Source organism: Candidatus Pantoea communis (genome assembly GCF_011752685.1).
Classification (GTDB): Bacteria; Pseudomonadota; Gammaproteobacteria; order Enterobacterales; family Enterobacteriaceae; genus Pantoea; species Pantoea communis.
In genome coordinates this window covers 64,150-84,701 of the sequence record NZ_VWXC01000019.1, presented here as the reverse complement: position 1 = coordinate 84,701, position 20,552 = coordinate 64,150, and the positions used below count along the sequence as shown (strand labels likewise).

Annotated in this window: 20 protein-coding genes; 15 read left to right on the top strand and 5 right to left on the bottom strand. The window is 48.2% G+C overall.

The annotated features are described in order from the left end of the window. Positions 1-4: 4 nt before the first annotated feature. Positions 5-1,897, bottom strand: coding sequence for a P-loop NTPase fold protein (locus F3J37_RS21465; protein WP_166935623.1), 1,893 nt, complete (start codon positions 1,895-1,897; stop codon positions 5-7). 1,343 nt (positions 1,898-3,240) lie between these two features. Further along, positions 3,241-3,873, bottom strand: a complete 633-nt coding sequence (locus F3J37_RS21460; protein WP_166935621.1) for a hypothetical protein — start codon at positions 3,871-3,873, stop codon at positions 3,241-3,243. Positions 3,874-4,776: 903 nt separating this feature from the next. On the opposite strand from F3J37_RS21460, the gene F3J37_RS21455 reads away from it, so the two are divergent. From F3J37_RS21455 to F3J37_RS21395, 13 genes are all read left to right on the top strand, one after another. Further along, positions 4,777-5,673 (top strand): integrase domain-containing protein, encoded by an 897-nt coding sequence (locus tag F3J37_RS21455; RefSeq protein ID WP_166935619.1) that lies wholly within the window; start codon positions 4,777-4,779, stop codon positions 5,671-5,673. Between the two features lie 305 nt (positions 5,674-5,978). Next, positions 5,979-6,326, top strand: a complete 348-nt coding sequence (locus F3J37_RS21450) for a hypothetical protein (protein ID WP_045816908.1) — start codon at positions 5,979-5,981, stop codon at positions 6,324-6,326. A 98-nt stretch (positions 6,327-6,424) separates the two neighbouring features. Continuing rightward, the gene (locus F3J37_RS21445; RefSeq protein WP_166935617.1) at positions 6,425-6,766 is read left to right on the top strand and encodes a hypothetical protein; all 342 of its coding nucleotides are present in this window, start codon (positions 6,425-6,427) and stop codon (positions 6,764-6,766) included. A 13-nt stretch (positions 6,767-6,779) separates the two neighbouring features. Continuing rightward, entirely contained in the window at positions 6,780-7,124 is a 345-nt protein-coding gene (locus F3J37_RS21440; RefSeq protein WP_166935615.1) for a hypothetical protein, read from the top strand. 69 nt (positions 7,125-7,193) lie between these two features. Then, positions 7,194-7,802 carry a hypothetical protein gene (locus F3J37_RS21435; protein WP_045816911.1) on the top strand — a complete coding sequence of 203 codons (609 nt, stop codon included), beginning with the start codon at positions 7,194-7,196 and terminating at the stop codon, positions 7,800-7,802. An 85-nt stretch (positions 7,803-7,887) separates the two neighbouring features. Next, the gene (locus tag F3J37_RS21430) at positions 7,888-8,499 is read left to right on the top strand and encodes a hypothetical protein (RefSeq protein ID WP_166935613.1); all 612 of its coding nucleotides are present in this window, start codon (positions 7,888-7,890) and stop codon (positions 8,497-8,499) included. A 71-nt stretch (positions 8,500-8,570) separates the two neighbouring features. Then, positions 8,571-9,167, top strand: a complete 597-nt coding sequence (locus tag F3J37_RS21425) for a hypothetical protein (protein ID WP_166935611.1) — start codon at positions 8,571-8,573, stop codon at positions 9,165-9,167. Between the two features lie 74 nt (positions 9,168-9,241). Then, positions 9,242-10,228, top strand: a complete 987-nt coding sequence (locus F3J37_RS21420) for an ArdC family protein (protein ID WP_166935609.1) — start codon at positions 9,242-9,244, stop codon at positions 10,226-10,228. Positions 10,229-10,329: 101 nt separating this feature from the next. Further along, positions 10,330-11,265, top strand: a complete 936-nt coding sequence (locus F3J37_RS21415) for a DUF1281 domain-containing protein (protein ID WP_166935607.1) — start codon at positions 10,330-10,332, stop codon at positions 11,263-11,265. After that, complete coding sequence (locus F3J37_RS21410; RefSeq protein ID WP_369410692.1) at positions 11,262-11,576, top strand: DUF5983 family protein; 315 nt, start codon at positions 11,262-11,264, stop codon at positions 11,574-11,576. Before F3J37_RS21415 ends, F3J37_RS21410 begins: the two co-directional genes overlap by 4 nt. A gap of 88 nt (positions 11,577-11,664) precedes the next feature. Next, entirely contained in the window at positions 11,665-12,345 is a 681-nt protein-coding gene (locus F3J37_RS21405; protein ID WP_166935605.1) for an N-6 DNA methylase, read from the top strand. A 116-nt stretch (positions 12,346-12,461) separates the two neighbouring features. After that, complete coding sequence (locus F3J37_RS21400) at positions 12,462-13,979, top strand: UvrD-helicase domain-containing protein (protein WP_166935603.1); 1,518 nt, start codon at positions 12,462-12,464, stop codon at positions 13,977-13,979. Continuing rightward, complete coding sequence (locus tag F3J37_RS21395) at positions 13,969-15,618, top strand: TraI domain-containing protein (RefSeq protein WP_166935601.1); 1,650 nt, start codon at positions 13,969-13,971, stop codon at positions 15,616-15,618. Before F3J37_RS21400 ends, F3J37_RS21395 begins: the two co-directional genes overlap by 11 nt. Positions 15,619-15,650: 32 nt before the next feature. Here F3J37_RS21395 and F3J37_RS21390 read toward each other — a convergent pair whose 3' ends face one another. Genes F3J37_RS21390 through F3J37_RS21380 form a run of 3 tightly spaced genes read right to left on the bottom strand, consistent with a single transcriptional unit; the run spans position 15,651 to position 17,064 of the window. Next, on the bottom strand, positions 15,651-16,037 hold the full coding sequence (locus F3J37_RS21390; protein ID WP_166935599.1) for an acyl-CoA thioesterase: 387 nt from the start codon (positions 16,035-16,037) through the stop codon (positions 15,651-15,653). Further along, positions 16,037-16,507: a hypothetical protein gene (locus F3J37_RS21385; protein ID WP_045816920.1), complete on the bottom strand. Its 471-nt coding sequence runs from the start codon at positions 16,505-16,507 to the stop codon at positions 16,037-16,039. The genes F3J37_RS21390 and F3J37_RS21385 overlap by 1 nt, the downstream gene beginning before the upstream one ends. Continuing rightward, complete coding sequence (locus F3J37_RS21380) at positions 16,489-17,064, bottom strand: hypothetical protein (RefSeq protein ID WP_166935597.1); 576 nt, start codon at positions 17,062-17,064, stop codon at positions 16,489-16,491. Before F3J37_RS21380 ends, F3J37_RS21385 begins: the two co-directional genes overlap by 19 nt. Before the next feature lie 586 nt (positions 17,065-17,650). On the opposite strand from F3J37_RS21380, the gene dnaB-PI reads away from it, so the two are divergent. Then, entirely contained in the window at positions 17,651-19,039 is a 1,389-nt protein-coding gene (gene dnaB-PI, locus F3J37_RS21375; RefSeq protein ID WP_166935596.1) for an SPI-7-type island replicative DNA helicase, read from the top strand. Continuing rightward, positions 19,036-20,550: a ParB family protein gene (locus F3J37_RS21370; protein ID WP_166935594.1), complete on the top strand. Its 1,515-nt coding sequence runs from the start codon at positions 19,036-19,038 to the stop codon at positions 20,548-20,550. The genes dnaB-PI and F3J37_RS21370 overlap by 4 nt, the downstream gene beginning before the upstream one ends. The last annotated feature ends 2 nt before the right edge of the window (positions 20,551-20,552 follow it).

Below are 20,552 nucleotides of genomic sequence, written 5' to 3'. Positions count from 1 at the left end.
GACGTTAAGTCTGCGCCGGTTCAAATAAGGCAATCGCATTCGCCAGTATGTAATCAGTAAATTCTTTCACGTGAAACACCTGAAAGCGGCTACTGTTGAGATCGCTGATGAAGCCATCCGCTGTAGTCTTAAGGCTAGTCAGCCAGTCATATTCTTCATGCAGTTTGCTCCGGCAGAGCTCATCGTCATAACGGTTCTTCAGGCTGAAACTGACTCTTTTCATGACAACCGGGTCGAGTTGCCTGAAACTGTCAATAAAGAGGGCGGGGTCGGTCAGGTGTAAAAACGGCAGTTCAAACAACCTCAATCTGGTTTGGTCGGAGAGGCTAAGTTCTGAAAGAAACGTGAAGTCTCCCTTTTTAAGCTCTTCACTAAACTGTGCCGCAAACTCCTCTAGTGAAGAATCAAATCTGTTCTGCTGTGCGACCTTGGCATGCTCACGGATGGCTTTGAAATCATCCCCATCACGGTTAAGAAAACCCATCCCTTGCCAGGCCATTAATTCATTGTGACGTGATTTCACAAACGCATGCTGAATTTCCTTCGGCCCCATACGGCTGTAGTGGCTGTCTGTCTGGTGATTAGTCTCATTTATGATGTCCTGAATCACATCCTTCGTCAGGCCTTCGTTCGCCAGCTCTATCAGGATGCTTGCCGTCATCAGGAGTTCACCAAACTCCGTGATTTTGCCAGAGAACAGGTTATCTCTCGCAATGTCATACTGCTCGGATAACACGTTCTCCCTGAGCTGCCGGAAATTCCAGAGATATTCCCATGCCTGAGCGCTGGCGCTTCTGAAAAAGCGTGTGATGTCCAGCTGCGTGCGAAGTTCATCCGTCACCTTTCCATCGCAGATCAGTTCGCGCCAGTGCTTTCCATCCAGCAGTTTCTCACTTAATACAGGAGAGGAGTATTTCTGCACAATCTTGTCGTACTTACTGTCCTGCTTTTTGTCGCCCAGCATCAGGGAGTAGTTAATCTTGCCGATAGTATCAAACTCTTCATGGCTGAGATTGCCGCCCCGGTATTCCATGGAGAAGATCAACAACTGGCGGCAAAAGATCCCCATAAACTCGTCATTTTTGACGTATTGAACTCCCAGCAGGTTGGTGATTCGTTCGACATCCAGGAAGTATTGCCTCAGATGCCTTAGGTTGTTGTAACCCGCAGATCGATAGAGCGCTTCTACAGATTGCATGTCAGCTTTAAATGCTTTTGCAACAGTACGGCTGCTCACCTTGCCTAAGAACTCCCCGCAGGCACCGTGTAAATCCGATACGACCTCAAAGGTTCTGCCAATAAGCTTTTCTTTTTTTCTGATGTAACCAGCACTGGCGTGATTGTCGTCATTATTTTTGCGTTTTTCGCTTTTTATGATTTCATCTTCATTCGCAATCAGGATCGCTTTGTATCCGTTAACTTCCACAAAGTGATTGATATAGCCGAACAGCAGCGTCAACTCGATGCTCGTTCTCTCGATATCATCAAACACCAGCACAAAGCCATTAGGTTCCCGGCTGAAGTCACTCAGGTTTATGCTGGGAATACTGGCGTTGATATCTAGGTCAGGTTTGCTGTCGCCATTAAGATCGATTTTGAACGATGCCTTTAACGTATTCTTGAGTACGTTTGCACCGAAAATCAGAGCTTTGTTTGAGAGGACAGGGTGAAGCTGACGATAGAACTCATCTTCAATCTGTTCAATGGTGTTGATGCCATACAGGCTTACCTTGAGAAATTTGAATTCCTTATCGGGTGTCTTATATTCCCTGAGCACCCGTTCAATAAACCAGGTTTTTCCTGAACCCCAGGCGCCTTTTATCATGATGGCGTATTGCGGCTCGGTTTTCAGGTCAAGGTAGTAGTTAATAAATTCCTGGGTATGGCGATTGTCCATGTGTGATCCCTTTTATTTAGCAGGCTCAATCTCTGAAGACCGTCCGCCTCTGAACAGCGAGTCAGCAGTATACGCACCTCACGTGGGATATCGTTCTCAAGCCGCATTTATTCCCTGGCGATTCCATGATCGTACTGACCCGAAGCGAACACCTTCCTGAGGTTTCCAGGGCATGGCTGAGTAAAGGGTGAGCGTTTCGTTTTCTGCTGGTGGCTTCATCTCCACCGGGGTGGGCATCGCATCATTGCCCGGTAAAAGTCTGATGTGTGCTGTAATGCCGTAGGCGGTTAGAAAGCGTTGACTCCAGCCACATTGGCTACTCAAAGCCTGCCTGCGCTAAACAGTAAGCTGGCGGGGTTTTCTGGGGAACAGCCCTTCATTTCAGGCAGGTGAATTTGCCTGATTCAAACCATTGGTCAGTGCAGGGCAGCTCACCTATCATCCTGCAGAGTAGATGCGGGAAGGTCGCAATCAGAATTGGCAAGGATCATTCGCCCATACAATACGGGCATTTTGCAACATTTGCGCTGTGCCGCTTTGCCAAATTTACGGCCTGATAGGTTTTATACACGGAGCCCAGGAAAATACGGTTACTGTTATCAATCAGGCTGGAGCACCCCCTGACGTGGAGTGTTGCTCCACCTGCTACGGCAGGGGTCAGATAGCAGTAAAATGATGACTCCATGAGAGAACTCCTCATATTAACAGTGGCCCGAAAGCATAACAATTTGCTTCAGCATAGTGTTTCAGAACGTGTAATAGAAGGACAGGCGTTATAACGATTTCATGCCTGTGATCTCCGTTATCATCTTTTCATGTTTGCTTTGACCTGGCTTCAACGCAGTACGTCCAAGATCTAGGAGAGAGGGTTGTCCAATGAAATGTGCGTAGTTAAAAGAAGGGCGGTTCAAATCGCACAGAGTGCCTTGACTTGACAATCAGATTATAAGGAACCCCTATATGTCGAAAACACCAGTCTAACGAAATTATCTATTGCTACGAGCAGACCGGCTACCATGGTTGCCTCAAAAGTGACTATGAACGGTAAAATTAATCCATTTAAAAAATATTCTCACTTTCGCCATCAGCGGTTTTACAACATATTATGTAGGTCGTGCATAAGCATAAATGAGATATGATGATGGATATATGAATGCGGTTTAGACCATTTTCACCGCGTGATAAAACACTCGCTTGAGTAATGCTGCCTGTCTCTTATTTTATATCCCCCCTATAGATAAATGAATGATTACTTATTTTTTGATTAGTATGCCATCAAGATATACAGCGCCTTAAGTGATTTTTATTATCTTGCGCCAACTTCCAAAAGTGATTGTTTGTATTCACAACAAGGATTCGACTCGTTTCTTGTTAGGTTTATATGTGAATAGAGGAGGGTGCTTGGTAAGGCTTTTTATAAATGATATGTATGTTACAACAAAACTAAATGAAAGAATTATGGATGCCGCTATGATTTTTAAAAAAATAACTCGCATTAGCGCATACAATACTACACCCATTATAAGAAGCTGGAGAAGATTTATCGAAAAACCCAAGAGGGTTTTTTCTATAAATTTTGACTTTGAAAGAATCAACTTGTTTTTAGTGGCTAATGGTGATTCGCTTTTTCTTAAGATATATATACAGTCAAGGTATCTCCTAAGTTCGTATTCGTCTCGTCTTGTTAGCTCAGGATTTCTGTTCATTATGATGAGCATCATTTTTGCATCTTGGATATTATTGGTTTTAGTAACGTACATCAGAGATTCTTCTTCAACTTTCTTTTCTAATAATTTCAATGTTTCAGTGTTCTTACCAAAACTTTGTAACGCGGAACTGATATCCTTGTACAAAGATATTTTCTCATTTCTTAGCAATTTCATTCTTCCGTGAAGATTAAATATCATTGTAAATAAGAAGATTAATATCGTAATTCCAGAGCTAATAAGTGCAAGTAGTGATTTATCAAAATCCATCATATTCTCCCTTAATCCTTTGACAAATTTTTGTCGTTCTTGATATGTTAACAAGCGTTGTAAGTCGCCACAAGGCGGCCACCAATGGTCCGGTAGCTTGAGAGGATCGCCTTCGGGTAGCTACGAAAACACTCCTGCAGCCTGAAAGGGAGAACACATAAGTGTGGTACATCTGCTCGCTCCTGGAAGCAGATATCGTCAAAACAAGCGCACCTACGACGCGACGATGGGGGTACATTAATCTCACCAAAGCCTGGGCTTTCACACACGCCTGGCGACATCAGATAAGGCATCCCCACGATGCTTTTTTCACAAAAGTTATGAGACTTTCAGGGATACGCCCTGAGCTGCATACGACTTTTGCTATGACGCATAAGCCCATTTGGAACATTTGGGCGCTTGCGTAAGGCGCATTAGGAGTATGAAGCTGCGCGGCGTCACTTTGGTTCGAGTGAAACGAGAACAAAGTGACGCGCGCAGCGCATAACGACCAGACCCACGTACAGTGCGGTTTTCAGCATGCCGTTACAATCTGACGTGCACGTATTACGTGTTTTCAGATGCTCAACTGGCTATTTATCAACCATGACGCGACGTTAACGAACAACCCGTTAAGGGCGTTTTATTAGAAGGAGAATGATCGACTCGGTATCGATGGCGACATCAGGAAACTGGTGTACGGAGGCAGACTGACTGACGTCAGCACGGCGCAAGCCGCAAACAGGTCAGAGACCTGGGGAGCCTCGCAAGAACTCAACATTTCGCCGCCCCGATGCACAGATACCAGTCGAGACGCAGGAAGCGCAAAAGCAACCGTGTCATCGGGGAAGAGATGTACAGACTCAGAGTCATACAGCTGTTGGTTTATGGGCTTACAGCTGTAGGTTTTGAAGGAGAAAAAAAGTGTCTGGTAAATTAGGTAAGCAGCTCGTCACGCTCGCACGTCAGGGCGGAGGAAGTTTTAAAACAGTTTCTGATCGTTCAAAGATTGCCAGTCGCTTTTCAGAGCGACTGGCAACCCTTAATATTCAGATTCGGGACGTTAGCCATATTAAAACAAAACATATCGAGAATTATATCCGTAGTCGTCAGGATGAAAATATCTCGTCACGCACCCTGCAAAATGAAATGGCCGCTTTACGTTCAATCCTGTCACAAGGCGGACGTAACGTTCTGGCTAATCCTGCACATGAGAAATTAAGTAATCAGGCGCTGAATATTTCAGGAGCCAGTCGGGAAGGCACTAAAGTTGCCATTTCGGATGAACGTCTCAGAGAAATCGTCATAACGGTTTCAGAAAAGGACAGGGGGATTGCGTTAGGTATTCAGCTCGCCAGATATATTGGGCTGCGTGCAGAGGAAACTGTTCAGTCGGCAAAGTCACTTAAGACCTGGCGAAAAAATTTAGAAGCCGGAAATAATAATGTGCGTGTTGTGTTTGGCTCTAAAGGAGGGCGTCCACGTGATGCCAGCGTTTTTGATAAACAGAAAGTTGTTGTCCTGTTAAATGAAGCTATTCGCTATATCGAACAAAATAACGGTAAGTTAATCGATAAACCAACGCTTCATCAGGCGCTTGATCGTTATCATAACGTATTGCGTGAAAGTGGAATGACGGGGATCTATGCCACGCACAGTCTCAGGTATGCTTATTCCAGGGAAGCCGTAAATCATCATTTAGAAAATGGCATGAGTCGCAAAGAAGCTGAGGCGTTAGTTTCAATGGATCTTGGACATGGTGATGGACGTGGTGCTTACGTTGCCCGGGTTTATAACCGGACAGATGAGTCAGATGAATAAAAGGCTCTTGTAATTTGCCTCAGGCAAACGCTATTATTAAAACGCTTCTTACGTTGTCTTCGGACAACCACCAATGGTCTGTAGCTTGAGATGACCGCCTTCGGGTAGCTGCAAATAACACTCCTGTAGCCTGAAAGGGAGAACACATCAGTGTGGTACATCTGCCCGCCTTTGGAAGCAGATATCGTCAATTACGGCTCCTACTGCCTGGCGATGAAGGTACATTCAACCATCCGGCTCCGGCCTTCGTCCTTCGGGGAAACATTCCCGACAGGGCAAATGTTTCTCTGTTTTCTGGAGAAACTATGTCCATAACCCGTTCCTTTCTGAATGAACTGCGTGTGCCACTCGATTTGGTGCTTTCCGTTGCAACCCGTGTTGCATCTGAATGTCCTGATCTTAAAGCTGCACTCAGGGGAACATCGTGGCTCGCTTCACCTTCCGGTCATTATGAATTTCGTTCCCGCGTCTGGTTTGACGATCAACGTTATCACGCCATTGTTATGGCAAGAACGTTGACCGAAGGCCAGCCGGGCAATGAATTCATTTTCAGCCGGCATGGTAAGCATTTTACACACAACGCTGCAGCCAAAGCGGCTCAGCATGCCGCGTCTGATGCTGCGACTTTCAGGGTGTTCACCGCTCAGAAGTAACAGCACAGTCGTCTGAACCATACATTCGCTATGCGAATGCCCCTCGGGAAACACCTTCCCGACAGGGCAGGTGTTTCCCTCTCAACAGGAGAAACACCATGTATACACTTTTATTACCAACTTCATTTTCCATAAAAGGCATCTTTTCAGCAGCCTCCGCAGCAGCGTTATTCCTGCGGGATCGCTTCGCGGCCGGTGAAAGAAAAGAAGAGTGGATAACAAACCGGGCTGGTTCACTCAGCTTTAAGGTTCATGTTTATCAGCTGCAATCAGGAAAGTGGACGTCTGGCATACTTACCCGTTCAGGCACATTTTACGGTAATCACCGGTTCGGTTCCCTGAAACAACCGGATGAGATTTTCAGCTCGTTCCGACAGGCTCGTCGCTTTGCACTGAAGCTGGCGAATCAGATGGCAAACCTGCGTTATGCATACCAGTGAAGGTGAGTTGTATATGACAATTTCAACCAACCTGACGGATATGCTGCAGTTAGCTGAATTTGAAGGCGAGATGTTGAAAGCACTTGCCTGGCAAAGGTCTGGCTTAGATGACCTTGATGAACAGATACTTCTTTATGGTGAGCTCCCTCTCACTATGAACATTCAGATTAACGTCATTTATAACCTTGAGTTTGGCATGGTTCAGAACCGTTTTCTTGGTTCTGGCTGTGACGAGATAGTTGACTCAATACGTGCCATGAGTATCAGGCTCAACCCTGATTTACATAAACGGATTTCAGCAGAAGGCCGTTATGAAGGTTTGGGTGACCTGGAAATTGCCCGTTTAGAAGCTATTTAATCTGACTAACCCTGTGGGGATTTATTCCCCATCAGGGAGGATAAATCCCCCTTTTTTTGAGGATTTATCATGACACCAATCTACTTCGCACCGCAGCACGTCACCTATACCGTGAGGCCGGCCGGATGGATTTCTCCGACTCAATGGCACAGCTTTACTCTTGCAGTTACAGAGGCATTCTGGCTGTTACCGGTTCACCTTCGTCCGTGCTCGCCAGCAGATGGCACGCGGATGGACCGTGCCTCGATGATGTTCCCTTCTCCCGAGATTTTTTCATTCGGAGGAAATAACGAAGGGGATTACATATCCCGTGGCGTGGTGTTTACAAAGGATCTGTCTGCAGATTTACTCATCGAAACCGAAGGCCAGCCGATCGACTTCTTCACACGTATAGTGCTGATACTGTTGCACAACCACTGTGAAGACTGCTTTGAGATAACTTCATCAGCAGGTGGCGTAAGCTGGTCTCTGCCTGTTCGCTGGGCGATACGGCATCGGCTCATTGCTGATAGCGATGCGCCACAACAATTCTGCACGGACAATTTTATCACCGGGGCTGCTGATGAGTTGCTTATCAGAAATGTTTCCGGTGCTGAGCGTCCATTTACAACGGCAGACTGGGGGCTTGTTTCAGAGTTTGAGTTTTTCCTTGAAGAACTGAAAAACGGTAAACGCTGATCCGGCAATCGTCCTGACCTAACCTGACCCAATGGGGATTTACGTCCCCCTGGGCGGTAAATCCCCCTTTTAATGGAGATTTACCATGCCACTTACACCAACCGAGCCTCTGGTCCTTCCGGGCGTTTACCAGTTTGAGCAGGGAGCGTCCATAAATGATGAACAGTGGTTCAGATTTACCGACGCAGTTAAAGAAGCATTCTGGCTTCTTCCCGCTCAGCTCCGGCCCTACAAGCAGCTTGGTTTTGACATGAACCGCGCGTCAGAACTTTTTGACGAAGAGGGTTCGGTCACGTTCAACCATAAGGACGGCGAAGGCTACTGCCTCAATCCGTTCTACCTCAGGCAGACGCTTTCGGATAATTTTCGGACATACCGTAAAGTGGAGAGCCAGAGATGCAAGCAGGATTTGTTCGTGCGCATCGTGCTGGTTCTTCTGCATAACCTATGCCCCGAAAGCTATTACATAACCAGTTCCTGTCCGCAAAGCTGGCATTTCGCGCAGCGATGGCTGGCATGGAATATGGATATGTTCACCAAAGCACCTGAAAAAATACCGGCATCGTTTGTTATACCCGGCGCAATTGAACACCTGCTGCTGGTAAAAACCTCCGGTCCAGGCAAGCAGGTCACCACTGAAGAGTGGGAAGCCATATCAGGCATTGAGTTCTGGCTTATTCAGCAGCATAACTGCTGACCTTTATACCCATCCTTCCGGGATTTGCTCTCCGGAAGGAGACAGATCCCGCTATTACAGCAGGTGATCCTATGTTTACTTTCGACAGTGACGCGCTCGCGCAGCTGTTTCACGAAACCTACCATCAGGCTATGTCAGTCAGGCTTGTTATCTGTTCGCAGGAAGGTTTGTTCCTGGAGTTCATGAACGGGCTACCCGGTCAGCTTTTCTACCTTAAAGAGCGCATTTATGCGCTTGAATACAGCGGCGGGAGTGCCGACCCGGGTGTGCAGGTTGAACTGAAGTTTGGTCAGATCTCTGAGAATTACGAGCTCACTGTGGATGACCCGGCCTTTTTCAGTCCCATAACGCCGGCAGACAGGGTGGTTGTTCTGTCTGTCCGTTCACCCTATCAGCTGAAGCGCAAAACCATCAGCTGGCACAGTCAGCGTAAACTCGCGCTGTTCCGTGAACGGATCGACCTGATGAGGACCTCGGATTTTTGTGACTGCAGCTGCGACGAAGAACGGGCCCGGTGGTTCGGTCTGGCAGCTTCAACGCTTGAAGAAGCAATGTTCACTGACAGTAAGCGGCATGACCGCCATGCGTTCTATCATTCCAGGCAGCAACTCCGGTTGCGACTGAACAGCATAACCGCCGACGGAAAGATCATTTCTCCGGTGCGTTAACTACTTCCCCTGACGGGCGTATTTCTCACCCGTCAGGGGAGGGATGCGCCCTTTTTTCATTTAAGGAGCATCCCATGACCAAACCAACCAAAAACCGTCGCACAAAGAAAACTGAGAGCGTCGATCTGTACCAGAAGGTCACTGACCGTATCGTTGAGGCTCTGGAGAACGGCGTGGCGCCATGGAAAAAACCGTGGCGCACTGCCGGCCGCTGCGCCGCTGCGGGTCCGTTACCGGTTAATGCCTTAACCGGTAAGCCTTACAGCGGCGTAAATGTGCTGCTTTTATGGCTGGCCGCAGAGGAAAAAGGATACAGCACCGATCGCTGGGTAACTTATCGTCAGGCGCAGGAGCTGGGCGGTCAGGTTCGCAAAGGTGAAACGTCATCAGAGGCTATTATCTTCAGACTTTTTGAAAAGCAGGCTGAGGATGCCAGCGGAATTAAACTATTTGATTCCGACGGTAAGCCGCTGATGGAATCGCGGGCCATGGTAAAGCCTAACTTTCTGTTTAACGTCGAGCAGTGTGACGGTTTACCGGACAGTGTTGCGGCTGTACCGCATGAGTCTCCCGTATCTGAATACCCTGGCACGATAGACTGGCCGACGGAAAAACGGATATGTGAGATTGTGCATATGGCGGGCGTTAAGGTGGAGTTCAGATTACAGAACCGGGCCTGTTACGCCAGACACACTGATTCAATACTAATGCCGAAGGCGGAGCAATTTTTTACCCACGCCGACTACTTCAGCACGCTGCTGCATGAAGTTGTGCACGCCACCGGCCATGAGTCACGACTGAACCGCGAAGGCATAACCAAACCGTCGAAAACCTTCGGCGATCCGGTGTATGCGTTTGAGGAGCTTATAGCGGAGATGGGTAGCGCATTTCTGTGCGCCCAGCTCGGCGTGTTTGGCGATGTTCAGCACGACAGCTACATAAAGTCGTGGCTTGAGGTATTGAAGTCGGACAAAAAAGCACTCTTTCGTGCCTGCCGGCACGCGAGAGAAGCGTCAGAGTTTTTACTGCAGTTAGATCAGAGTGCGGCAGAAGCTGCATAACACACTAACCCGGCATCGCTAAGTAAACGCGTTGCCGTCCCGTGAGGGCATTGTTCCTCACGGGACAGTGCCCTCTTTTTTTAAAAAAAGAGGAATCAACCATGTCAGACTGGTGCCATAACCGTTTAGAAATCACCGGAAAATCCGCGCTCATCAGCATTATGGAGGAGTGGATCAGCGGTGAGGCCGTACCGCTTTACCGTCACGCCGTCATGCGCAGCATAAAGCTGTTTCTGGCAGGCTGTGGTGGCCTGCTACGACCGGTTAAAACGGAGTCCTTTCCGCCGTTTCCCGGGTTAATGCAGAGCGGAACGGGACAGGGCACGCCAGCCAACCTGGCGTTTGAACAGTGGCTTAGTTTACTGCGCAATGACGTACCGCTTGACGGGGAACATCTGCGTAAAATTGAGCGGCTTTACCATCAGTCGGGTATCGACGCGATTCGCTGGGACAGTATTCCGGACGTTTCGCGCAGACATATCGCGCGACTCATTGAGGAGCGCTATGCGGACTGGTTTGGTATTGCCACGCTTTCCCGGGAAATCGATCCGGGTCAGTGCTGGGAACGACTGAGTCAGCTGCCTGACAGGGCTCAACCCTGCGATATGCTGCAGATAATCCCGAGCCGGCTGGCTTCTGAACTGAACGGAAGTGGCGGACTTCTTTCCGGGGCTTCTACGTCCGGCAGCCTCTATTGCCGGCAGTACGGTATGGAGTGGCCGGCAGGTCACAACGTCAGCTGGGAACGAGAAGGCGTCAGCAGCATAAAACTTGCGTTTGATTCCGCCTGGTTCCCTCCGGCAGGAGAGGTCATCGCGGCACTGTCATCCACGTTTGACTGTGAAATTCGTCACTGGTATAGCGAGCCGGTTCACGATCTTGATGGTTATGACTGTTACGATCGGGGCGAGCATGTCTGCAGTGCTGAGGCGATTATTGATGAACTGGACGACGGCAGGCCCGGGCTTCATCTGGTGCCGGTCGCTGAACCTGACGAACCGGAAGGCGCAACATCCGTTCATCAGGCCGCACAGTGATAAACGTTAACAGTGAGTACCTTCGCTGCCGCGTTATTTCGCCGGCTCACCTCAGCGCAGAAGACAATGCGCTGCTTGATGAGATCACGACCCGTGAAGTCGGTAACGGTGAGTGGATCCACTATATCGGCGGGGGCTATCTTCTGCGTTTAACCGCGTGCACCTCGCCGGTTCTGCGACTGAAAGAAGCGGGATTATCGAAAGAGGCCCGTCGCGTGATTGCTTCACTGATAAGTTCGGATGCCTTGGGAATCCTGATTTTTGAATCAGGGGCTCCGGAGGTGGAAGGATTCACCACGTACAGCTGGTAACCAAAAATGGCGAGCCGTAAGGCTTGCCTCACACCCTGAGGGGAACACCTCCTCAGGGGCGTGTTCCCCTTTTTTATGCAGAACACGCATGACTTTTATCAATCATCGCAGCGCATTCCTGAAGATTTTCAACACAACCGCCCGTTATCATCACCGGCACAAGGTGTTTGAGGACTTCGTCAGCAGTGCGGCCATTGCGCTCCACAACGGCGTTGCGCACGATGCAGAACTGGAGACGCAGTATCTGAGCATAATTGCCGGCTACGAGAAGGAGGACGTCGCCAGGATGGCTGAGTTACTGGGTCACGTCGTGATGGCGCTCGATGAGCATCGTTGTGATTTTCTCGGCGGCGTTTTTATGGAGCTTGAGCTGGGTGATAAGTATCGCGGCCAGTTTTTCACGCCATGGGACGTATCGCGAATGATGGCATCAATGCAGCTTTCCGGCATCGATGCGCTGATGCAGGGAAAAGACTTCATAACCCTGCAGGAGCCGGCAAGCGGTGCAGGTTGTATGGTCATCGCCTTCGCTGAAGAGTTTGCTCAACGCGGTTATACGGTCTCAGAACAGTTGTGGGTGTCGGTGACGGACGTTGATCCGCTGGCCGCCAGTATGTCCTATATACAGCTCTCGCTTTGCGGCATTGCAGCAGAGGTTGTGACCGGAAACGCGCTGACGCTTGAACGGCGCCGGACGCTTTACACCCCGCTGCACTACACCGCCAGGTGGGCAGCAAAACTCGGCAGTGCAGAGCAACGCGCAGCCTGACCATAACGCCTCTCCGGAGGCGTTTTTTTTTGCGGGTCAGTATAGAGTTTGCGGTGGATACCGACTCCCCGGCAGGGCATGGTTCATGGCATGACGCTGACGGAGGTACTGATTACATGCAACCCACGCAGGAGCAGGCACAGATCATCGCCTGGAAAGGCAGAAAACTTGTCGTTACGGCGTTTGCCGGCACAGGCAAAACGTCCACGCTCGAAGCTTACGCGCTGGCAAACCCCACGGAGCGGATGCTTTATCTCGCCTACAATCGCGCGATCAGGGAGGAGTCAGAGCGTCGCTTTCCATTTAACGTGGAGTGCAGAACGTTTCATCAACTGGCATGGCCAACGTTCGGGCGGCACTTCCAGGCGCGGCTTACCACGTCTCTGCGCATAACGGATATTGCGCGGCTGCTCAATACCCGGCACTGGCTACTGGCACGGACTGCGCTGAACACGCTTAACACCTTTTTGTACAGCGCCGACGGGGAAATCTCATTTCTGCATCTGCCCGATGAGAGCGATCGGGGCGGACTGGACGCGGGAAAAATACTCGGAGCTGCACAGGTCATATGGCATGAAATGACCCGGATGGATTCACATTTTCCGGTGACGCATGACATCTATCTAAAACTTTATCAGCTGTCAGCGCCGGAGCTGAATAAGAAATGGGACGTGATCCTTTTCGATGAGGCGCAGGATGCTAATCCGGTGACCAGTCAGTTTGTTCTCAGCCAGCCCTGTCGCATCATCCTTGTCGGCGATCGTTATCAGCAGATTTATCGCTTCAGGGGGGCGGAAAATGCCCTCGTTTCGCCGCAGCTGGAGACTGCAGACAGGCTGTGGCTGACGAACAGCTTCCGGTTTGGTACGGCGGTTGCGGACGTTGCGAATGCCCTGCTTGCCGAGGCGGGGGAAAGCCGCCGGATCAGCGGCCTTGGTGGTGAGGACCAGGTTGTAGCCGAATTGCCCGCCGGAACAGCGCACTGCTGTGTTATCAGCCGGACGGTAGCAGGCGTGATTGGCTCAGCTCTGATGGAGAGCCTGACGGGTAAAAAGGTGTACTGGGTGGGCGGAATGGAAGGATACCTCATTGGTGAACTGGAAGATTTGTACTGGCTTTCGGTCGATATGCCCGATCGTATTCAGTCGCCGCAGTTGACGCGCGATTATCGTGACTTCGAAGAATATCGAACCATTGCCAAAGTAACAAAAGATCCGGAAATGGGACAGGGTGTACGATTGCTGGACATGTATTTTCCACTGCCAATGTTGCTGGCCGTATTAAAAAAGCAGGCGGTGACGCGCGAAAGCGATGCTGATGTGACAGTCGTGACGGCGCACCGTAGTAAAGGGCTTGAGTGGAACGCGGTCAAAATCAGCGATGATTTTGTTGATATTACCGATCCCCTTTTAAATTCGCGTGAAAAAGAAGATGAGCTGAATCTTCTGTACGTATCGGTGACACGCGCGCGCAAAATTCTGGTGCCAAATGAGCTGGTCTCTATCGTGACCGGCTGCCTTGATGCATTGTGCAAAGGCTCTGAAACGCCGGGCGGAAAGGAATCAGAGAGCGCAGATGCTGCGCTTGATATCAGCGATGAAGCTGAATTATCAGGGAGCCAGAATGTTCAGTAAGCTCATAACCATGATATCCGGAGGGCAAACCGCGGCTAAGCCAGCGCAGGCTTGCAGTAAGATTCCGGCAGGATATTTCGCGCCGCAGTCAGCCACAGAGCTGCTTGCTTCCCCGCATCGTAAGCTCCTTCTCAGGCAAATATGGGATAACACGTCTTTGCCGGAGGAGATTTATAACCGGCTTTACCTGACACCGCTGAAAATACTCGCTGAGGGCGTACAAAACGTGCCGGCCAGCACTGAAGGTGAATGGAGTAAAGAGGGCGGGTACATCGATCTCACCCTGAAATTTACCGCATGCAGCGTCAGGCTGGCAAAAGGGCATATGTTTCCTCCGGGCGCGGTACCTGAGGAACAGGCTGCTAAAAACACGCTCTGGAATGCTGTTGTTTTCTGGTCAGCGCTTACTGCGCATCTGCCACAACTGACCCGGATTGAGGGAGAATTGCTGGACGGACAGTGCTGGATCCCCGGTATGTCAGCGCCGGGTGCACCTTATCGGTTCCGGATAAACAATGCAGCCGACTCTGGCATGGCGGCAATGATGGCGGCCAGGCTGTTGCCTCATGACGGAGTCTCCTGGCTCTGCGGAGATCGCCAGGCCTTGCGGGTGATGGCTTCGCTGGCTGGCGGAGATGCAGCGGCCATGCCGCTCATCAAAGAAATTTTCGACAAAGCGCGAGGCATCAGCAAATCGCCCACCGATTCTCCTCAGACGGGCATGTCTGCAATGCCCGCTGCGGTGCCGATGCCGGATTACGTACTGCCAGCAACGGCTTTCCCTGACGATATCATCAGTGCTGCCTCTGCACTCGACGGTATCGGGTCAGACAGTTCAGTGGATATGGCATCCGGCCTCTCACCAGTGAACGTAGAACCTCTGCTAACTGCAGATGATGAAACAGGTTCTTTGCCCCCGGCTCTTTCAGAAAACAGCGGCGCAGTAACTGAGCAGCCAGTGGCAAAAGAAGCGGCTGATGATACGGCCATCCTTCTCAGCATGTTTGCTGCAGCTGAACCGGCGGACACCAATGTGGATGAACAGGCTGAAGGAGCAGGAACGGATAATGCAGATGACTGTTTGCCTGTTCAGGATATGATTGAACAAGTAATTGCGGTCCCGGATGAAAGCCTGGAACTCATTCCCGAAGCCAAGCCGCAGGAAATATTGCCTGTTATCGATTCTGTGCTGGATCAAGCCAGCAACGAAAAAGTGTCGTGTGAAAACCCTATCACTCTCGCTGCACCTGAAAGCGCAGATGTTAGTAATCTTGGCGAGCAGTTTTTATCGTGGCTCAGAGAGTCAGTCAATAATAAATCGCTCAGTGTGAATGAGAGAAACAGCCTGCTTCATGCAGTAAGTGGGTTTATGTTTATTTCTCTGCCGGGTGCAGTATTTAAATTTATCGAAGTAACAGGCATTGATAATGATCGCAGGGCTGTGCAGGCATCATTTGAAAAGAACGGCGTATTGCATATGCGTAACGATAAACGTTTTTTCAGAGTACGCATATATGAATCTGAAGGTCTTGAAGGTAAGTATCAGAAGCGGAGTGGGTATTTAGTTCGACTCTCTTTATTTTATCAGACAGGAAAGGATAGGGTTAAAGACAGCCAATATATTCTGATTGAAAACTAATGAGGGAACCCGGAAGGGTTCCCTTTTATAATTCAAGCTGGAATAGCATTCTTCACTGCATCAGGAACAACAGGTCTGCCGTTGGCGATACACGTAGCGGTAAATACTGCTTCTGCATATACAACATTGTTGACCAGTATTTGCTGAACAAAATTGACGCGACTGCGTTTCTCGTTTGCCTGGAGGGCGCATGTTACCTGCATTTCATCGCCTTTTTGCAGACTCTTTTTAAAGCGCAGCGTGTATTTCAGGATCATGTGAAGGCGTCCTTCAGCGAACTCCTGTTCTAGGTCTAATCCAAGCGATTCTTTCATAAAAGCGTGACGAGTCCATTCCATGTAAAAGGGATAGTAGAGACCATCTACAACACCTTGGAAATCAACGTGTTTTTCGTCTACGGAATAGGTTTTGGTAAACATCATAAATCCTTAAAGTAGTTCAACAGCGCAAACCGCATTGGCAGTATTAAATTTTCAAAATCCTTTTGCGAGGTATCAACCCCGGTACAAATATTGAGGGCCATGCTCATGTCATCCTCAATACCATAAATGAAGCTAATCCCATGATATATGTTGTGCTCACGCCGTTGCTCATCAATTGCATTGTTTTTTTCATTGCGCAAAGCGTCATCCCAGATGACAGTGCTTACGTCACCCTTGTTAATCTTGGTGAGTTCGATGCCGATTTTTATTAGAAGGCTGTCTTTATACTTACCCTCGTAATAAAATTTGTTATCCCAATCAGCATAGCCATTGCTTTGGTGAGCAGAGATTTTATTGTTGACAACTAATAATGTTGAGATGTAAGTAGTGTGCTCGAGTTTATCGAGAAATTTAATGACTTCATTACTGCAGTGGTGAAATTTAAGTTTTACTTCTTTTGAATCCATTTCACTCTCCGGCATTCATAAATATCGCTTTTCATTATTTTAGTGCTTTGATTTCCCTCTAAAAGAATAGATTTCTCGTCCATTACTTTGAGGACGCCAACATGCAAACCATCAGCGCTTTTCACGTAGCACAATTTGTTATTATTAGGGTCGATATTTGTGACCGTAGATACAATACAGAACTCTCCGAAACTTACATATGGTTCGCCGTACATTCCCGCTATCTGCACCAATTCCACGTCAGGTAACTGGCGGCTGGCTAAGATGAAGAGAGTATCCTCATCCAGTTTCGCATACTCAGTAAATTGGGGGGGGAAACCCTCACCAGTCATGATCCATTTGCCCTTTACCTGAAGCCCGTTTTCGGTGAAAAACTCGGCAATGACATCTATGACGTCCATCCTGCGAGCTGGGATAGAGCCGTCCGATTCCCAGCGGGTATAGGTTGTGTAGGACAGATCCATGTTTTTCTGCTGTATGAAATTTACAACTTCCTGTGGCGTAGTACCCGTGGCAGCCCTACAGCACTTAAGTCTCTTCTCAATAGTATCTAACATTCGCATTCCTTAACGGAAAATATTGCAATGATTTTAAAGGAAAAAATTGCACAGGGTTCGGGAATAATTACTAATGAATGGGAAAAAATTGCAAAAAAGCCATTAGAGGTGGTAATATGTAAAAAGTTAACAAATTTAGTGTTAAACATTATCATAAAATGACCTTTCCTTGACACTTTTACGTGAGAAGTGAGGGCGTGTGCTAGTCGCGAACCATTTGACTAAGTTTTTGAGCAATCAGGGGTTCTGGTCCGTTTGAGCAAATAGATGCTCCTTTCCCATTGTTTGGGTTAAGGAAATTCTCAAATGAAACTTAACTTGGAGATGTTATGCCCTCACATAATCAATCACGTTCGCCAACACCGATTATTTATATAGGTCCGACCAGACGTAACAATCTTGAAGGATGTGCCGTGCAGCTCACGCATTCGTCTGGTCGCGTCATTAGCGCCTCAAAAATCGTTCAGGGCTTGATAGATACTTATTTAGAGGTATATATCAGCGAGCTAACTGCTAAGACTGCTTAGCTAGAAACCTAGACCATTAAAAAATCACTTAATCCACAATCTTGTGGAGGGATAAACTCATGCCTAATCCGCCTGAAGCCCTATTAGCTGTACCCTACTCATTACAAGCGGAACAATGTGTTCTGGGCGCGTTAATGCTCGACAATGAGCGTTGGGATGAAATAAATCTCCTGCTCACAAATAGTGATTTTTTTGTTGCAGCCCATCGTCATGTATTCAAGGCGATGAGCAATTTGTGTCTGTTATCCCTGCCTATAGATCTTATAACCCTGAGTGAAAAACTTGAACGAGATGGCGTGCTTGAACACTGTGGCGGGTTTGCTTATTTAGCGGAGCTTAGTAAGAACACCCCTTCAGCTGCGAACATTCTCGGCTATGCGGGCATTATTATTGAAAAGAGCCGGTTACGCGCTCTGCAGATTATTGGCAACAGTCTTATAGCTGATATACAGGCTAATCGCCTCAATTCACAGCAAGTTGCTGAGCAAGCTGAAAATGCTCTGTTCCGTCTTAATGATCAGGGAATTAACGCAAGCGAGAGCGAATCAGAAATTATGGTTGCTCTTGATCAAGTGCTGAGCAAACTTGAAATAGCGACTGCAATTGAAAACGGAATAACAGGTACATCCACTGGCATGGCTGAATTAGATTTCATGACATGTGGTTTGCAACCGGGTGATCTGATTTTACTGGCAGCACGCCCCTCCATGGGTAAAACTGCTTTAGCTGTCAGCTGGTGCATCGGTGCAATTGAAAGCAAGCCTCAGGAAGCCGTTTTTATCTTTAGTATCGAAATGCCAACTGACCAGCTAACTATGCGCATGTTGTCAATGCGAAGCCGTGTTGATCTTACCAACCTCCGTAATGGAAATCTGAGCGACGAAGACTGGGGACGCATCAGCCAGGGTGCAAATGAAATGGCATCTTGGCGCGATCGCTTGATTATTGATGACAATAGTTCTCAGACGCCGGCGACGCTGCGCACCCGTGCGCGTCGCTATGTTCGTAAGTACGGCAAGCCCTCATTGATTATGGTCGATTACCTCCAGCTTATGCGATGCCCTGATATGGAAAACAGGACGCAGGAAATCGCAGAGATATCCCGTTCACTTAAAGCGCTTGGAAAAGAACTTGGCTGCCCTGTTCTTGCATTGTCACAGCTAAATCGTCAGGTTGAACAACGTGCGGATAAACGGCCAAATAATGGCGATCTTCGTGATTCTGGTGCACTCGAACAGGATGCTGACCTGATTGCTTTTATTTATCGCGATGAGGTTTATCACGCAGATACGGCATATCCTGGTCAGGCAGAAATCATTATAAGTAAACAGCGACAGGGGCCTACTGGAACCATCAAAACTCAGTTCGATGGCAGGTTTACTCTGTTCAAAGAATATCCTGAAGGTGGGTATGACTTTGGCTACGATTTTAGGAGTAATCCTCAATGAGTAAACTGCAGCTGGTAAAAAATTCGTCAGAAAATAATGCCAATTTGGCGAGAATTTTCACTCTTGATGAGCTTTGTGTGAATCCAGATAATCCGCGCAAAAGTCGTAATCCTCTTTTCGACGATCTAAAAGCATCCATCCGGGCGCGCGGTCTTAATTCTGTACCATCAGTTACTCGTGACCCGCGTCTTCCTGAAGGCAAATGGACTTTCAGCGATGGTGGTAATACTCGCTACACCATCATGCGAGAACTTTGGGATGAGACAGGAGATTTGCGGTTCTTCAGAATGGCATGCATTGAAAAACCATGGCCTGGGCGTTTCCAGTGCCTTGCCGGGCACCTAGCCGAAAATGAAACTCATGGGCAATTAACTTTTATTGATAAAGCTATCTCTGTAAGTGAGGCGCGTTTGATGCTTGAAGAAGAACGCGGAAAGAAAATCTCATTACGTAATCTTGCCTCTGAACTTACCAATAGTGGCCTGCCTGTACATTTTTCTACGGTAAGTCGTATGGAAGATGTAGTGACAAATATATATCCATGGATGCCTGTATTGCTTAAGTCTGGTTTTGGTGGGCGGGAGCTTAGAAATTTGCTTAGGCTCCGCCATGGGGCCGAAGCAGTTTGGAAAAAATATGAGTTTGAAAAGAACGTTTATACCCAAGCAGAGTTCGCCAATGTATTTGGTGAGTGCTGTCGTAAGTTCGATGATCCTGAGTTATGGTCTACTGAAATGTTCACTGATGAACTCATTGGCGATCTCACAGAAGCGTTCCCATGCGATGAGCTTGATTATGATGGCTGGTTGCTGGAACTCCGTGGCGCTGATAAAGCAAAGGTAGAATCTGCTGAAAACATTACTCTTCCTGTTTATTCTGGTTCGTCGGCAACATCATCTGCTGTTGCAAATGATGATACAGCTGAGCTCAATCAGACATCTAATGAGCTAGCCTTAGATGATTCATCTCTATCTGAGTGTAATGCCCGGGATAAGAGCCAAGGGTCTGATCAATCGAACGCAAATGAGACAGCTAAGGATTCATCTTCTATATCAAACAAAAAAGATGAAAAGCCTGTTACGCATGATTTAAATGATCTATCACAGTCGGATATTAGTTCAATCTGGCGCCTTAATGCCCTTCAGGATGATATTGAGCATTTGCAAAGTATTGCCTGGCGTTTGTGCTGGGATATCGCCAGTGCTCATGGCTGTGGTAGTTCTTTAAAATCCGCCAATGAAAATACATCACAGCTAGGTTACGAATTGTCAGTGTCCGTTAAGGATGCTCATAAAGTGGCCTTATTTCTTGCTTCGCTGACAGATGATACCGCTTGTCAAAATTCGGCGAACTTCACTTCTGAATTGCTGATCGGGTCATCTGAATCAGCCACACCTGCTTTTGATGACGAACAAACCCTAGCCGTGTTTCGGCTAATCAGGATCCTTCGTCGTCTCCGTGAACTGCAGCGCAGTAGTGCTGCTTCTACTGTTCCTGTAAATGAAGGTTAACT

What these genes read in the sequence shown, in the direction of transcription:
- F3J37_RS21465 (WP_166935623.1), bottom strand. Translation starts at nt 1,897, where the DNA reads ATGGACAATCGCCATACCCAGGAATTTATTAACTACTACCTTGACCTG.
- F3J37_RS21460 (WP_166935621.1), bottom strand. Translation starts at nt 3,873, where the DNA reads ATGGATTTTGATAAATCACTACTTGCACTTATTAGCTCTGGAATTACG.
- F3J37_RS21450 (WP_045816908.1), top strand. Translation starts at nt 5,979, where the DNA reads ATGTCCATAACCCGTTCCTTTCTGAATGAACTGCGTGTGCCACTCGAT.
- F3J37_RS21445 (WP_166935617.1), top strand. Translation starts at nt 6,425, where the DNA reads ATGTATACACTTTTATTACCAACTTCATTTTCCATAAAAGGCATCTTT.
- F3J37_RS21440 (WP_166935615.1), top strand. Translation starts at nt 6,780, where the DNA reads ATGACAATTTCAACCAACCTGACGGATATGCTGCAGTTAGCTGAATTT.
- F3J37_RS21435 (WP_045816911.1), top strand. Translation starts at nt 7,194, where the DNA reads ATGACACCAATCTACTTCGCACCGCAGCACGTCACCTATACCGTGAGG.
- F3J37_RS21430 (WP_166935613.1), top strand. Translation starts at nt 7,888, where the DNA reads ATGCCACTTACACCAACCGAGCCTCTGGTCCTTCCGGGCGTTTACCAG.
- F3J37_RS21425 (WP_166935611.1), top strand. Translation starts at nt 8,571, where the DNA reads ATGTTTACTTTCGACAGTGACGCGCTCGCGCAGCTGTTTCACGAAACC.
- F3J37_RS21420 (WP_166935609.1), top strand. Translation starts at nt 9,242, where the DNA reads ATGACCAAACCAACCAAAAACCGTCGCACAAAGAAAACTGAGAGCGTC.
- F3J37_RS21415 (WP_166935607.1), top strand. Translation starts at nt 10,330, where the DNA reads ATGTCAGACTGGTGCCATAACCGTTTAGAAATCACCGGAAAATCCGCG.
- F3J37_RS21405 (WP_166935605.1), top strand. Translation starts at nt 11,665, where the DNA reads ATGACTTTTATCAATCATCGCAGCGCATTCCTGAAGATTTTCAACACA.
- F3J37_RS21400 (WP_166935603.1), top strand. Translation starts at nt 12,462, where the DNA reads ATGCAACCCACGCAGGAGCAGGCACAGATCATCGCCTGGAAAGGCAGA.
- F3J37_RS21395 (WP_166935601.1), top strand. Translation starts at nt 13,969, where the DNA reads ATGTTCAGTAAGCTCATAACCATGATATCCGGAGGGCAAACCGCGGCT.
- F3J37_RS21390 (WP_166935599.1), bottom strand. Translation starts at nt 16,037, where the DNA reads ATGTTTACCAAAACCTATTCCGTAGACGAAAAACACGTTGATTTCCAA.
- F3J37_RS21385 (WP_045816920.1), bottom strand. Translation starts at nt 16,507, where the DNA reads ATGGATTCAAAAGAAGTAAAACTTAAATTTCACCACTGCAGTAATGAA.
- F3J37_RS21380 (WP_166935597.1), bottom strand. Translation starts at nt 17,064, where the DNA reads ATGTTAGATACTATTGAGAAGAGACTTAAGTGCTGTAGGGCTGCCACG.
- dnaB-PI (WP_166935596.1), top strand. Translation starts at nt 17,651, where the DNA reads ATGCCTAATCCGCCTGAAGCCCTATTAGCTGTACCCTACTCATTACAA.
- F3J37_RS21370 (WP_166935594.1), top strand. Translation starts at nt 19,036, where the DNA reads ATGAGTAAACTGCAGCTGGTAAAAAATTCGTCAGAAAATAATGCCAAT.